This window comes from Ilumatobacteraceae bacterium (assembly GCA_033344875.1).
Classification (GTDB): Bacteria; Actinomycetota; Acidimicrobiia; order Acidimicrobiales; family Ilumatobacteraceae; genus Ilumatobacter.
In genome coordinates this window covers 3,139,624-3,153,045 of sequence record JAWPMO010000001.1, presented here as the reverse complement: position 1 = coordinate 3,153,045, position 13,422 = coordinate 3,139,624, and the positions used below count along the sequence as shown (strand labels likewise).

Genomic DNA, 13,422 nt, shown 5'->3' with positions numbered 1-13,422 from the left:
GAATTCGCCATGAACCACGATTCGATCGACGGGGGGCCGTCCGCTGCGTCACTGCTCGCCGTCGACGAGGTCTGCACCGACTTCACGACCGAGCGCGGGCAGCTTCGTGCGGTCGATGGGGTCTCCCTGCGGGTATCGGTCGGGGAGACGCTCGGCATCGTCGGCGAATCCGGTTCTGGGAAGTCCGTACTGATGCGGACGATCATGGGCTTGCTGCCCCGCCACGGAGTCACCGTGGCGGGGCAGGCGGTGTTCGACGGTCAGGACCTGCTGGGTTCGCGACGCACGACACGACGACTCTGGGGGACCGAGATCGCCATGGTCTTCCAGGATCCGATGACGTCGCTCAATCCCACGAAGCGGGTCGGCCAACACATCACGGAGTCGCTCCGCTATCACCTCCGCCTCGGTCGCCGCGACGCACAACGCGAGGCGATCTCGCTGCTCGACCAGGTCGGAATCCCGGATGCTGCCCGCAGAGTGGACCAGTACCCCCACGAGCTGTCGGGTGGGATGCGCCAGCGTGTCACGATCGCCGTCGCGATCGCGTGCCGGCCGCGTTTGTTGATCGCCGATGAACCCACGACGGCGCTCGATGTCACCGTGCAGCAGCAGATCCTCGAGCTGCTCGGCCGCCTGCAGGCCGAGCGCGGCATGGCCATGATCCTCGTGACCCACGATCTCGGTGTCGTCGCCGGAAGAACGGATCGCGTGGCGGTGATGTACTCCGGCCGAATCATCGAGACCGCCGAGACGGCCGCCACATTCGCCGACGTCCGCCACCCCTACACCGAAGGACTCCTGGCGTCGATTCCGCGCATCACCGACGCCAGTCAGAAAGCACTCGACGCGCTGCCCGGTCGTCCGCCGGACCTCGTGGCGTTGCCCGACGGTTGCCGTTTCGAGCCTCGATGCAGCTACGCCACGCAGCGCTGCGGCGAGGTCGACCCGCCGCTCGAGTCGGACCCCCACGGCCACGCCGTGGCCTGCTGGCATCCGCGTGGCAACGCCCCGCAGCCTCACGTCGACACGGACTCGGGTCGGGCCTGATGGCTGGGACCGGTACTGCGCATCTCCACCCGGACGGCGATGTCGTCCTCAGGGTCGCTGACCTGACCGTCGAGTTCCCGATCGGGAGGGACGACGTCGTTCAGGCCGTGAGCGGTATCAGTTTCGACATCCGACGGGGGGAAACGCTCGGTCTGGTGGGGGAGTCGGGTTGTGGCAAGTCGACCACGGGTCGTGCCGTGTTGCAGTTGCCGCGACCGACGTCAGGCACGGTCTCGTTCGACGGCGTCGACCTCGGTGCGCTTTCCGACGAGGCGCTGAGGAGAACTCGGATCCGTATGCAGATGATCCTGCAGGACCCGGTCTCGTCGCTGAATCCCCGCCGCACGATCCGTCAGATCGTCGGTGAAGGGCTGACGATCTGGGGGCGGAACGAGGGACGCGACGAGCGGATCGACGAGGTGCTGACCGCCGTCGGACTCGACCCCGAACTCGTGCGCGACCGGCGCCCTCATCAGTTCTCGGGTGGCCAGTGCCAGCGAATCTGCATCGCGAGAGCGCTCGCGCTCGAGCCCGAACTCCTGATCTGCGACGAGCCGGTGTCGGCGCTCGATGTCTCGGTGCAGGCACAGCTCCTGAACCTGATCCGGGAGATGAAGGCTGCGTACACCCTCACCATGATGTTCATCGCCCACGACCTGGCGGTCGTGAGGAACATCAGCGACCGGGTGATCGTGATGTACCTCGGAAAGATCTGTGAGGTCGCCGACGCTGACACTCTGTTCGACGCCGCGGCCCATCCGTACACCCAGGCTCTCGTGCAGGCCGTTCCGAATCCCGATCCGCGTCTGCCGGTGGCGCCGGCGGGACTCAAAGGTGAACTACCCAGTCCCCTGGCACCGCCCTCGGGTTGCCGCTTTCGAACCCGATGTCCACTCGCGACCGACATCTGCGCAGCGGAGGAGCCGCAGGTCCGTCGACTCGGACCAGGCCATTTCGTGGCGTGTCACCACGCTGAAGCCCCGGTGGCGACGTGATCCGGCGCGGGGTGCTCAAGGTCGTTCGCATGATCGTGATCGTGTTGCTGGTAACTCTCGGCACCACGTTGATGCTCGAACTGGTGCCTGGGGACGTGGCGACGAACGTGCTCGGTGAGGGGGCGACCGCGGAGCAGTACGATGCGCTCCGACAGGAGCTGGGCCTCGACCAACCGGTCCTCAGTCGGTACGGCGACTGGCTCGGGAATGCGGTCACCGGCGACTTCGGCCGCTCGATCGTCCCCCCGGTGACCGAGGTCAGCTCGCTGATCTCGGCGCGTCTGCCCATCACGCTGGAGATCGCCGTGCTGGCGATGCTGCTGTCGCTCTTGGCAGCGGTGCCGCTCGCGATGTGGACCGCGTACCAATCCGGCGGGGCGGGCGACCGGCTGGTCAGCGGTTTCGCGTTCGGCGCCATTTCGGTCCCGCCGTTCCTCTCGGCGCTGCTCGTCATCTTCTTGTTCGTGTTTCACCAGGGAGCCGCGAAGGTCCTGATCTCGGTCGTCGGCGCGGCGGTCGTCGTCGGCATCGTGTACGGGTGGACCGAGCGGGACCGACGACCATCCGGCGGGCGTGAGTGGGCTCGATCGGCCGGCATCGTGGCGGCGGTGGCGGTGCTCACCGCACTGATCGTCTGGCGGCTGCCGAGCTTCCCACGCCAGGGCTTCGTCCGGATCACCGATGGCGGCCCGATCGCCAACCTCCGCAGCGCGTTCCTGCCCGCGTTGACGCTCGCGCTCCTGGAGGGTTCGGTCTATCTGCGGGTCCTGCGTGCCGACCTCGTGACCACGCTCGACGAGGACTTCTTGCTGTCGGCCGAGTCGAAGGGTCTGCCCGTCTGGCGCGTCATGACGTTTCACGCGCTCCGCCCGTCGTCGCTGTCGCTGGTGACGGTGGCCGGAGTCGGTTTCGCGCGACTGCTGGGCGGAACGATCATCGTCGAAGCGGTCTTCAACGTCCCCGGCATGGGCGATCTCATCGTCAACGCGATCCAGACGAAGGACTATCCGGTGGTGCAGGCCGGAGTCGCCGTGCTCGCCGTCGTCTTCGTCATGATGAACGCGCTCGTCGATCTCACCTACGCCTATCTCGACCCACGGATCAGGGCCCGGCATGTCTGATCGGCGCGGACGCTACCGCGATCTGTGGACGGCCGTCCCCGCGATGTTGGCGGGCGCCGCCGCGGTCTGGACGGGCACCGCCGTCCTCGTCGACGTCACGGCCGAGTGGAGGGTGCCGTTGGTCGTCGCCGGAATCGCCCTGCTGGTCGTCGGGCTGGGCCGGTTGCTCACCGCCATCGCTGGACGCAAGGTCCATGTCGGGCTCTGGCTCTCGTTCGCCTGGCTCGCGATGGTGATCATCGCTGCGGCACTGGCCGATCTGCTGCCGCTGTCGGAGTCCCGTCGCCCGGGCGAGACGCTCGACGTCGAGGCGCGCCTGCGACCCGACCTCCTGTCCGCGCATCCACTCGGCACCGACAATCAGGGCCTCGACATCCTCGGAGGCATCATCTACGGCGCCCGGGTCTCGCTGATCGTCGGCGGCGGTGCCGTGCTGGTCGGGGCGCTGATCGGCGTCCTGGCCGGCATCCTCGCCGGTTTCAAGCGTGGTCGAACCGAAAGTCTGATGCTGCTCCTGGCCGACCTCCTCCTCGCATTTCCGCCCCTCGTGCTGCTCCTGGCGATGGTCGCCGTGCTCGAACCGAGCGTTCGCAACGTGACGCTCGGACTCGCGATCATCAGTGTGCCGATCTATCTCCGCCTCGCTCGAGCCACGACGCTTGCGGTCGCCAAGCGGGAGTACGTGTTGGCGGCGCGCGTGCTCGGTGCTCGGAATCGACGGCTGATCTTCAGCGAGATCGTGCCGAACGTGCTGCCGGTGGTCGTCGCCTACTCGTTCGTGCTCATCGCCGTGCTGATCGTCGCCGAAGCATCGCTCAGCTACCTCGGGCTGTCGATCAATCGCCCGAATCCGACCTGGGGCAACATGATCGCCGCGGGCCAGGACAGCTTCAACCGACACCCTCACCTCGTGTTCGGACCCGGCATCGTCCTGTTCCTGACCGTCTTCGCACTCAATCGGGTCGGTGAGGCGGCGTCCGCCAAGTGGAGCAGGCGACGGCGTTGAACGCCGCACGAGCGACCGACGCCCGCGCGCGGGTGCTCCGGAGCCGGCCGAACCGGCCTTCGAGGAGCAGCGCATGAAACCGACTCGACTCGTGGTCACCCGGATCGACGAAGCGGGCCGTACCGTTCACGAGGAGTCGATGATCGATCCCGTGGTCCGCCAAGGCGACCCGGCCGGTGACCGGGCGGGAAACGCGTATGCCATGGTGTGGGGGACCGACCCGGACCAGGCGACGGTCGGACCCGGGCTCGATCACGCCGCGTCGCGGCTTCCGTTCTTCGCACCCCTGGGTGGCTCACGATTCGTGTTGTTCGAGGCGCCGCCCGTGGGAGCGGCACCAGCGAACGACGAGCCGGTCGGCGCCATCGACGGTCTCACGGAGGTACTCGCCGACGATGCCGACGGCTTCCACGTGACCGACACCGTCGACTATCTCGTGGTCATCGACGGTGAGATCACGCTCGAGCTCGACGACGGCGCAGCGATACGTCTCGGACCCGGTGATTGTGTGGTCCAACGCGGCACCCGGCACGCGTGGAAGAATTTCTCGTCGACAACGGTGTTGGTGGCGGGCTTCATGATCGGTGCCGAACGAACCGGCTGACCGGCGACGAGCGTGTCGCTCAGCCGTTCGGGGCGCCCACCGCGACACGGGTGGAGAGGATCTTCGCCGGGCGTCGTGACGTCGCTTCGTGTTGATCGGCGGTGGGCGAACACGCCACGAACAGGGTGTGGCCATCGGGCCCACCCAACGCGCATGCCTGGGTTTGTTCGTTCGGCGCCTCCCACGTGGTCTGCACCTCGCCGTCGGCATCGACGTGTACGACCTGGCGGGTGTGCGGGTCACCGAACCACACTCCGCCGTCACGATCGATGCCCATCCCGTCGGGCCCGCGATCCGGCAGCGTCGCGAACACCCGTCGTCCGCTCAACGAACCGTCGGCCGCCACGTCGAATGCCGTGATCCGCTCGCCTCGGGTCTCTGCGACCAGGAGCGTGTTGCCGTCGGGGGTGAGCACCATGCCGTTCGGGAACCACAGGCCGTCGGCGACCTGACGCGCCGAACCGTCGACATCGACCATCACCAGTGCCGCCGGCTGTCGTTCGGCTCCACCGACGTAGTCGTAACCGAAGTTGCCGACGTAGGCGCGACCGAGCGGGTCGACGAGCATGTCGTTGCAGTCACCGTTGGTGAGGTCGGCGAGGTCGGCCCAGAGCTCGGGTCCATTGGGGCCGAGCCGCATGACGGATCGCGTCCGCATCGACACGACCAGGATCGTGCCGTCGGGAGCAAAACCCAAGCCGCTCGGGAGGCCATCGACCTCGGCGAGGGTCTCGGGCGACCCGCCCGGTGCGACGCGCTGCACCACGCCGCCGAAGATGTCGGAGTAGTACAGGTGGCCGTCGCGCCAGCGCATGCCCTCGGGGAACGCCAGCCCGTCGACGATGACCTCCCACTCCGGTGACGACGTCACGACGTCACGCCCAACGCCGTGCGCAGCTCGGATGCGATCTGGTTCACTGCCGCGTCGGCGGCCTCGAGGACGCCACCGAACATCAAGAACGAGTGGAACATGCCCCCGTAGACCGTCACGATGGTCGGCACCTCGGCGGCTGCGAGCGCCGAACCGTAGGCCTCGCCCTCGGACCGCAGCGGATCGTGCTCGGGCAGTACCAGCAACGCCCGCGGTAGCTCGCCGAAGTGTTGTGCCCGGAGTGGGGATGCGTACGGGTCGTCGGCCGCCGTGTCGGCGGTTCCGTCGTCGGGCAGGTACTCGCGCCAGTAGTACTGGACCTCCGATGACGTCAACCCGTTGGTCGTGCCCTGTGTCGTGTGCGAATCGGTGTCGAACCGGTGATCGATCACCGGGTACATCAGGACCTGCGACGAGATGGTGGGACCGGAGCGGTCGCGCGCCATCAGACAGACGACCGCCGCGAGGTTCCCGCCCGCGCTGTCGCCGGCGACCGAGATCCGGTCCGGGTCGCATCGGAGCTCGTCGGCATGCCGCGCCAGCCAGGTGAGTGCCCCGTAGCAATCCTCGACCGGGACGGGGAAGCGGTGCTCGGGAGCCAGCCGGTAGTCGACGGACGCGACGCAGCACCTCGACTGGTTCGTCAGCGTGCGGCAGAAACCGTCGTGGGAATCGAGGTCGCAGACGACCCAACCGCCTCCGTGGAAGAACACGACGAGCGGCAACACCTCATCCGGATCGGCGTCGAGGGGCCGGTACACCCGAACCGGAATGGCGCCGTTCGGCCCATCCGCTTCGATGTCGGCGACCTCGCCGACCGGCTCCGGGGCGTCGGGGATGACGTCGCCGGCGCGTTCCTTGATCAGCTGACGCATCTCGGTGCCACTGATCGACGGGTCGGGGGGCGGGAAGACAGCCGCCATGTGGTCGACGATCGCCCGGGCTCGTGGGTGCAAGGTCACGCTTCGTCCTGCTTTCGTGGTGGTCGCTCGGACGGTCGGCCGATGGCTCGTCGTGGGTCCGAATCCGGTCCGAGCGGTCGTGTGACCCGCCGCGTCCGGGGCTGGTATGCATATCATTATGATCTTAGATCAAACAGCGGCCGATCATGCCGCCGGACGAACGAGCCGCCACCCGAGGGACCGACCAACCAACGTGCAGACGACAGCAGCAGTGATGCGGGCGCTCGACGAGCCGCTCTCGATCGAGGAGATCGAACTCGACGAACCCCGGGCGGGTGAGGTGCTGATCCGGATGGCCGCGGTCGGGATCTGTGGATCCGACCGCCACGTCCTCGAGGGACACTTCCCCAGTTCGACGCCGTCGGTCTGCGGCCACGAAGGCGCCGGCGTCGTCGAGGCGGTTGGTGAAGGCGTCGACTCGATCTCGGTCGGCGACCATGTGATCCAGACGTTCGTCGGACCGTGCGGTCGATGCAACGCCTGTCGTCGCGGCAAGCGCACCTTCTGCACCGCCGGCTGGAGCGTCGATGGCCGCCTGCCGGACGGTACGTACCGGATGCACGGCAGCGACGGGGTCGACATCGGCACGACGCTCGGACTCGGCAGTTTCAGCTCGCACACGGTCAGCCCGGCCCGGAACTGTGTCGTCGTGCCGGGTGACGTCGATCTCGGCCACGCCGCGCTCGTCGCCTGTGGCGTCTCGACCGGGATCGGCTCCGTGCTGAACGTCGCCCGGATGAGGCCCGGGGACTCGGTCGCGGTGATCGGGGTCGGAGGCGTGGGCGCCGCTGCGATCATGGGCGCCCAACTCGGTGGGGCGGGCCTGATCGTCGGTGTCGACGTTCACGACCGCAAGCGGAGTGCCGCCGAAGGGTTCGGCGCGTCGCACTTCGTCAATGCCCGCGAGACCGACGTGGCCGACGCGTTGCGCGAACTCACGAACGGGTGGGGAGTCGACTGTGTCATCCTCACCGTCGATCGCACCCTGCCCGAGCATTACACGCTGGCACTCGAAGCCCTGGCACCGGGTGGGATCGCGGTGCAGGTGGGGTCGTCGACGTCGGGTCTCGACCATCTTCCCGTCTCGCCATCGGTGTTCACCCGCAAGCAGGTCTCGTTCACCGGAACCGTGTACGGCGGTATGGACCCGGCGCTCGACGCCGCGAAGTACCTCGAGTTGTACCGTGACGGCCGCCTCGACCTGGAGTCGCTCATCACCACCACCTACCGGCTCGATCAGATCAACGACGCGTTCGACGACCTGGCCGCAGGTCACAACATCCGCGGCGTGATCCGGTTCGACGATTCCGACTCCGCACCCGCAGCCGAATCGCACCCGTCGAAGCAGAGGAACCAATGAACGACACCGCGTCCGCCGGCCAGAGCACCGCCCTCCCCGCCGCCGAGGGCCCGTACCGCTCGATGGCCGAGGCGGTCGAGGAGTGGGTCGTCGCCGAACCCGACCGGATCGCCATCGTCGACGCCGATGGGGAAGAAGTCGACTACCGGACCTTCGGTGCACGCTCGGGCGCCCTCGCCGCCGATCTCATCGACCGGTTGTCGGGTCCGGGCGCCCGCGTCGGGGTGTACATGCGGAACTGCTCCGCCTTCCTCGAGACGTACATCGGGGCGTCCGCTGGTTCGATGACGCCGTTCAACATCAACTTCCGGTACACCGCGCCCGAGATCGCGTATCTGCTCGGCAACGCCGACGCCGAAGCGGTCGTGGTCCATCGCGAGTTCCAGTCGGTGCTGCGCGACGCGCTGGTCGATTCCCCGTCGGTTCGTGTCGTGTACGTGGTCGACGACGGCACCGAGCCGATCGACCACCCCACCGCTGACGATGCCGGGGCGGCCGAATGGGTCGACTATCGATCGGTGCGGAGCGCCGATCGGACGGTCGAGGGTCGCGGCAACGGCGATGACCTGATGTTCCTGTACACCGGCGGCACCACCGGAATGCCCAAGGCCGCGATGTGGCGCCAGGGCGATCTGGTGAAGCTCTACACCGGCACGATGCGGGCGCTCGCGGCCCAGAGCGATCTCGGCGACGTGCAGCTGACCACGCTGACCGTCGCTCCGCTGATGCACGGCACCGGACTGATCAGCCAGTTGTCCAACCTGTTCGACGGCGGCAAGGTCGTCATCACCGGTGCCCACCGGTTCGTGGCGTCCGACGTGATCGATCTGCTGGAGCGGTATCGGGTTCACGTCTTGACCCTCGTCGGCGATCCGTTCGCAGCACCGTTGCGTGACGCGCTCGACGCTGATCCGGATCGCGACCTCGGGTCGCTGGCCGTGATCTCGTCGTCGGGAGCGATGTGGAGCCAACCGGTCAAGGAGGGGCTCCTCGAACACCTGCCCGACGTCACGCTCTACGACAGCTTTGCCTCGTCGGAGGCGATGGGGCTCGGGGCCTCGGTGACTCGTCGTTCGGCAGCGGCGACCACGACCGCAACGTTCGCGTTGGGCGACCGGGCGAACGTCCTGGCCGACGACGGTTCGTGGGTCGAGCCCGGGAGTGGCGTTCCGGGCCGGATCGCAGTCCGAGAGCCGGTTCCGATCGGCTACTTCAAGGATGCGAAGAAGTCAGCCGAGACCTTCGTGGAGGTCGGCGGTGTCCGCTATTCGGTCCCCGGAGACTACGTCATGGTCGAACACGACGGCTCGCTGACCTTGCTCGGAAGAGGCTCGTCGTGCATCAACACCGGTGGCGAGAAGGTGTACCCGGAGGAGATCGAGGAGACGTTGAAGCTCCACGACGCCGTGGAGGATGCGGCATGCCTCGGTCTGCCCGACGAACGATTCGGCGAAACAGTCTGCGCCGTCGTCCAGGTCAGGCCGGGAGCGTCGCCGACGGCCGACGAACTGATCGAGCACTGTCGCTCGCGGCTTGCCAGGTACAAGGCGCCGCGCACGATCGTGTTGGTCGACGACCTGATGCGCGCTCCCAACGGGAAGCTGGATCGGCCGTCGCTGAAGGCGTTGGCGATCGAACGCGCTTCGTGATCCCCCGGGCGTGCCCCAGAACCATCATCGATCGGGTCAGGGGTGTGGGAAGTCGATATCGACGGCCTGGATCTCGTACTCGAACTGAGCCCGTCCGACCTGGGGCTTGCCGACGTGCTCCCACCTTCGTCGGGCTTCGTCGTCGCTGATCGTGATCGGTGCTCCAATCGCTTCGCTGTGGACCTGTGTCCCGGCAGGCGTCTTTCATCGGGAGGAACCACCACGCAGCTGCTTCGACCGACGTGCCGACCGTCAGCAACCCGTGGTTGGCCAAGATGGCGGCCTTGTGGCCGCCGAGCGTCGTCGCGATCGCATCGCCCTCGGCGGCGTCGAGCACCACGCCGCAGAACCTCGCGAACACCTCGTGATCCTCGAAGTATGCGCAGCCGTCCAGGGGTTTCAGCAAACGGCGGGTCGACGCCCAGATCTCGGCGTCCGGTGAGTGGGCATGTGCCGCGCCGACGATTTCGGGTCGGGGGCGATGGAGCCGTGAATGGATCGCGAAGGCTGCCTGGTTGAGGGCCGACGCCGACGAGGACGTGACCGCGCCATCGACGAGCAGGAGGTCGTCCGACGGCATTCGCGAGACGTCTCGCACCGGGGGTTGACCCAGAAACCGGTTGTCGTGACATGGGTCGCGGGCGCTGATGTGACCCGCTGCACCGTGGGTGACGCCTTGAGCGGCGAGCAGGCGCAACGCCGCCGCGACGTTGTACTTGCGATGCGCTCGCTCGTCGTCGACGTCGCGGATCCGCTCGGCTCCCGGTCGATCCCCGGTCGCGTCGTCGTCGAGTGCAGTGGTGGCCATGGGTGCCCCCTCCGAGGGTTCGTCCGCCCGTGGTCGATCAGCGGAAACGGGTCACGAGCACAGAGGGCGGCTCACAGGACTCCGCCACTCGATCTTGCCTAACATTGATATCTCTGTAAAGATGGATGCTCTATCGAGACTTGGGGGTACTGATGAGAACTCGGCACTTGGGTGCGTTGCTGGGAGCCGTTGCGATCGTGATCGGCGCTAGTTGCGGCGGCGACGACGCCGGCGACGACGCCGATACGACCGAGGCGGCGTCGAACGACAACGCCGACGGTCAACCGTCGGCGGGTGGCGACGACACCACGCGGACGTCGACGTCTCCCGCCGAGGGCACGGGCGACGAACCCGACAACGAACCGGAAGGCTCCGATGCCGTGCTCCGATTCGCGTGGGTGGCCCCCTCGACGGTCGACCCCCACCTGTCGACGATCTCGTCGGATCTCGTCGTGTTGTACCCGGCATTCGATCGCCTGATCCACCAGGCGCCCAATGGCGATTCGGTCCCCGGGCTCGCGTCGGCGTGGTCCTTCGTCGACGACGGAACCGTGCTCGAGTTGGAGCTGCGAGACGACGTGGTGTTCCAGGATGGGACGCCGTTCGACGCCGAAACCGTGGCGTTCAACATCGAGCGTGGTCAGACGATCGAGGGCTCGGGTGTCGCGGCCGATCTGGCGGTGATCGACGGGGTCGAGGTCGTCGACCAGTACACCGTCCGCCTGCAACTCAACGGACCGGCTGCCTCGTTGCCGCTGGTGCTGTCGGGGGCACCGGGCATGATGGTCAGCCCCGAGTCGGTCGGGGCCGGAGCCTCTGACGCAATCCCCTCCGGCGCCGGCATGTATCGGATCACTGACTACGAGCCGGGCGTCAACATCTCCTACGAGGCGTGGGACTCCTACTGGGATCCCGAAGCCGCTCTGCTCGGGGGCATGGAGGCGAAGTTGATCGGCGACTTTGTCGCTCGCCTCAATGGCCTGCGCAGCGACCAGCTCGATGTGGCGCTGATCGAGCCCGGACAGGCGGACGAAGCCGGCGACGCCGGCCTTGACGTCGTCAACGTCAAGAGCGTCGAGTTCGGCCAACTGCAGTTCAACCGTTCGAAGCCGCCGCTCGACGACGTCGCCGTCCGCCGTGCGATCAGCTATGCGATCGATCGGCAAGCCCTCGTCGATGCCGTGCTGTTCGGCTGGGGCGAGCCCGACGTCCAGCCGTACCCCGAAGGCTTCTTCGCTCACTCCGACGAGGTCGAGCCCGATCTCTACCCGTACGACCCCGAACTCGCTCGGAGGACGCTGTCAGAGGCCGGCTATGACGACGGTGTGGAGTTCGAGCTGAACGTGCCGGCGGTGGACTTCGTCACGACGACGGCCGAAGCGATCCAGGCGATGCTCGCGGATGCGGGGATCGACATGAAGATCGTTCCGGTCGAAGTTTCCCAGTTCGGTGAGCTCGTCTATGTGCAAGAGCAAGGCGACGCCGTGATCTCGACCGGTTTCAGCCGCAACGACCCGTCACAGATGTTTGCCGCGCTGTTCACCGACACGTTGACCAATCCGGGTGGCGCGACGACGCCTGAGATTCAGCAGCTGATCACGTCGTCGCTCGACTCGAGCGTCGACCCCGAACAACGAGCGGAGACCTTGCAGGAACTGTCGCGGATCGTCGCCGAGGACGCGATGAACGTGGTGCTGTTCCACACGGAGCGGCCGTGGGCGACCGCCCCGACGGTGAGCGGCTTCGAGTCCTACCTCTCGGGCAAGCCCGAGTTCCGTGGCGTCTCGATCGAGGAGACCGAATGAGCACGATGACCGATCCGACCATCGAAAACGCGATCGCGGAGCGGTTGACCGGTCGCTTGATCTCGGCCGATTCCCACGTGGTGGAGCCCGGCGACCTCTGGTCGGAACATCTCCCCGACGACCTCGCCGACCGTGGTCCGCGCGCCGTGCGCGACCCGGACAATCATCACACCTACCTCTCGATGCCGGATCATCCCCGTGCGATTGATCTCACGTTGTCGCGGACCGCTGGGATGGCGCCGGGCGAAGTCGATCGTCTGCTCGCCGACGACCCCACCCGCGACGTGGGGGCACGCGGCGGATTCGATCCCGACGCCCGGCTCACCGACATGGACCGCGACGGTGTCGCAGCCGAGGTGCTCTACCCGACGGCGGGGCTCAGCCTCCTGCAGCTCGAAGACCCCCCGCTGCAGGATGCCTGCTTCCGCATCTACAACGACTGGTTGGCTGACTTCTGCTCGACGGCGCCGTCGCGGTTGTTGGGCTATGCGCTGATCTCGGTGTGGGACATCGACGACGCGTTGGCCGAGGTCCGGCGCGCGGCCGAGCTGGGTCATCGCGGCATCATCATCTGGACTGCTCCGCCGGTCGGCGAGAGTTTCTTCTCGCCTCGCTACGAGCCGCTCTGGGCGACGGCGAGTGAGATGAACTTGCCGATCTCGCTGCACACCCTCGCCGGTCACCGTCAGAGCAAACAGTTGGCATCGTTCTCCGATGGGGTCGAGTCGAGCTTCTACTTGTCGATCGGGGTCCAGGAGGAGCTCCAACGTTCGATTTGTGAGCTGATCGCGTCGGGTGTGTTCGCCCGCCACCCCGATCTGCGGGTGATCGGCGCCGAGGGCGGCATCTACTACGCCGCCAGCATGGAACGTCGGCTGGACGCGAGCTTCAAGCACTGGTCGGCGCGTCAGGATGATCTGACCGAACCGCCATCGTTCTACTTCCGACGCAACGTCGGCCTCACGTACATCACCGATCCGATCGGGCTCAACAACCTCTCGTTCACTGGCGCCGACCACTTCATGTGGTCGAGCGACTATCCGCACGGGGCCGGGACCTGGCCGGACTCGATCGGTGCGCTCCAACGCGACGCCACCGCGGCGTCACTGGACTTCGAGACGGTCGAACGACTTGCCGTGACGAACGCCTCCGAGCTCTACGGACTCGACACCTGAGATGATGTCGGAGAGC

The 13,422-nt window shown here is 67.1% G+C and carries 11 protein-coding genes; 9 read left to right on the top strand and 2 right to left on the bottom strand.

Going from position 1 to position 13,422, the window contains the following annotated elements:
• Positions 1-9: 9 nt before the first annotated feature.
• The 5 genes from R8G01_14900 (at position 10) to R8G01_14880 (ending at position 4,776) form a co-directional block, all read left to right on the top strand.
• Positions 10-1,050 (top strand): ABC transporter ATP-binding protein, encoded by a 1,041-nt coding sequence (locus tag R8G01_14900; protein MDW3215287.1) that lies wholly within the window; start codon positions 10-12, stop codon positions 1,048-1,050.
• Positions 1,050-2,045, top strand: a complete 996-nt coding sequence (locus tag R8G01_14895) for an ATP-binding cassette domain-containing protein (GenBank protein MDW3215286.1) — start codon at positions 1,050-1,052, stop codon at positions 2,043-2,045. Before R8G01_14900 ends, R8G01_14895 begins: the two co-directional genes overlap by 1 nt.
• On the top strand, positions 2,042-3,166 hold the full coding sequence (locus tag R8G01_14890) for an ABC transporter permease (protein ID MDW3215285.1): 1,125 nt from the start codon (positions 2,042-2,044) through the stop codon (positions 3,164-3,166). The genes R8G01_14895 and R8G01_14890 overlap by 4 nt, the downstream gene beginning before the upstream one ends.
• Positions 3,159-4,172 (top strand): ABC transporter permease, encoded by a 1,014-nt coding sequence (locus R8G01_14885; GenBank protein MDW3215284.1) that lies wholly within the window; start codon positions 3,159-3,161, stop codon positions 4,170-4,172. The genes R8G01_14890 and R8G01_14885 overlap by 8 nt, the downstream gene beginning before the upstream one ends.
• A gap of 73 nt (positions 4,173-4,245) precedes the next feature.
• The gene (locus R8G01_14880; GenBank protein MDW3215283.1) at positions 4,246-4,776 is read left to right on the top strand and encodes a cupin domain-containing protein; all 531 of its coding nucleotides are present in this window, start codon (positions 4,246-4,248) and stop codon (positions 4,774-4,776) included.
• 19 nt (positions 4,777-4,795) lie between these two features.
• Here the strand turns inward: R8G01_14880 and R8G01_14875 are convergent, their stop codons facing one another.
• Both R8G01_14875 and R8G01_14870 read right to left on the bottom strand, forming a co-directional pair.
• Complete coding sequence (locus R8G01_14875; GenBank protein MDW3215282.1) at positions 4,796-5,647, bottom strand: SMP-30/gluconolactonase/LRE family protein; 852 nt, start codon at positions 5,645-5,647, stop codon at positions 4,796-4,798.
• Complete coding sequence (locus R8G01_14870; protein MDW3215281.1) at positions 5,644-6,609, bottom strand: alpha/beta hydrolase; 966 nt, start codon at positions 6,607-6,609, stop codon at positions 5,644-5,646. The genes R8G01_14875 and R8G01_14870 overlap by 4 nt, the downstream gene beginning before the upstream one ends.
• A 193-nt stretch (positions 6,610-6,802) precedes the next feature.
• On the opposite strand from R8G01_14870, the gene R8G01_14865 reads away from it, so the two are divergent.
• The 4 genes from R8G01_14865 (at position 6,803) to R8G01_14850 (ending at position 13,406) form a co-directional block, all read left to right on the top strand.
• Positions 6,803-7,969, top strand: a complete 1,167-nt coding sequence (locus tag R8G01_14865) for an alcohol dehydrogenase catalytic domain-containing protein (protein ID MDW3215280.1) — start codon at positions 6,803-6,805, stop codon at positions 7,967-7,969.
• Entirely contained in the window at positions 7,966-9,618 is a 1,653-nt protein-coding gene (locus R8G01_14860) for an AMP-binding protein (protein MDW3215279.1), read from the top strand. The genes R8G01_14865 and R8G01_14860 overlap by 4 nt, the downstream gene beginning before the upstream one ends.
• 960 nt (positions 9,619-10,578) lie before the next feature.
• Positions 10,579-12,231: an ABC transporter substrate-binding protein gene (locus tag R8G01_14855; GenBank protein ID MDW3215278.1), complete on the top strand. Its 1,653-nt coding sequence runs from the start codon at positions 10,579-10,581 to the stop codon at positions 12,229-12,231.
• Entirely contained in the window at positions 12,228-13,406 is a 1,179-nt protein-coding gene (locus R8G01_14850; protein ID MDW3215277.1) for an amidohydrolase family protein, read from the top strand. The genes R8G01_14855 and R8G01_14850 overlap by 4 nt, the downstream gene beginning before the upstream one ends.
• The last annotated feature ends 16 nt before the right edge of the window (positions 13,407-13,422 follow it).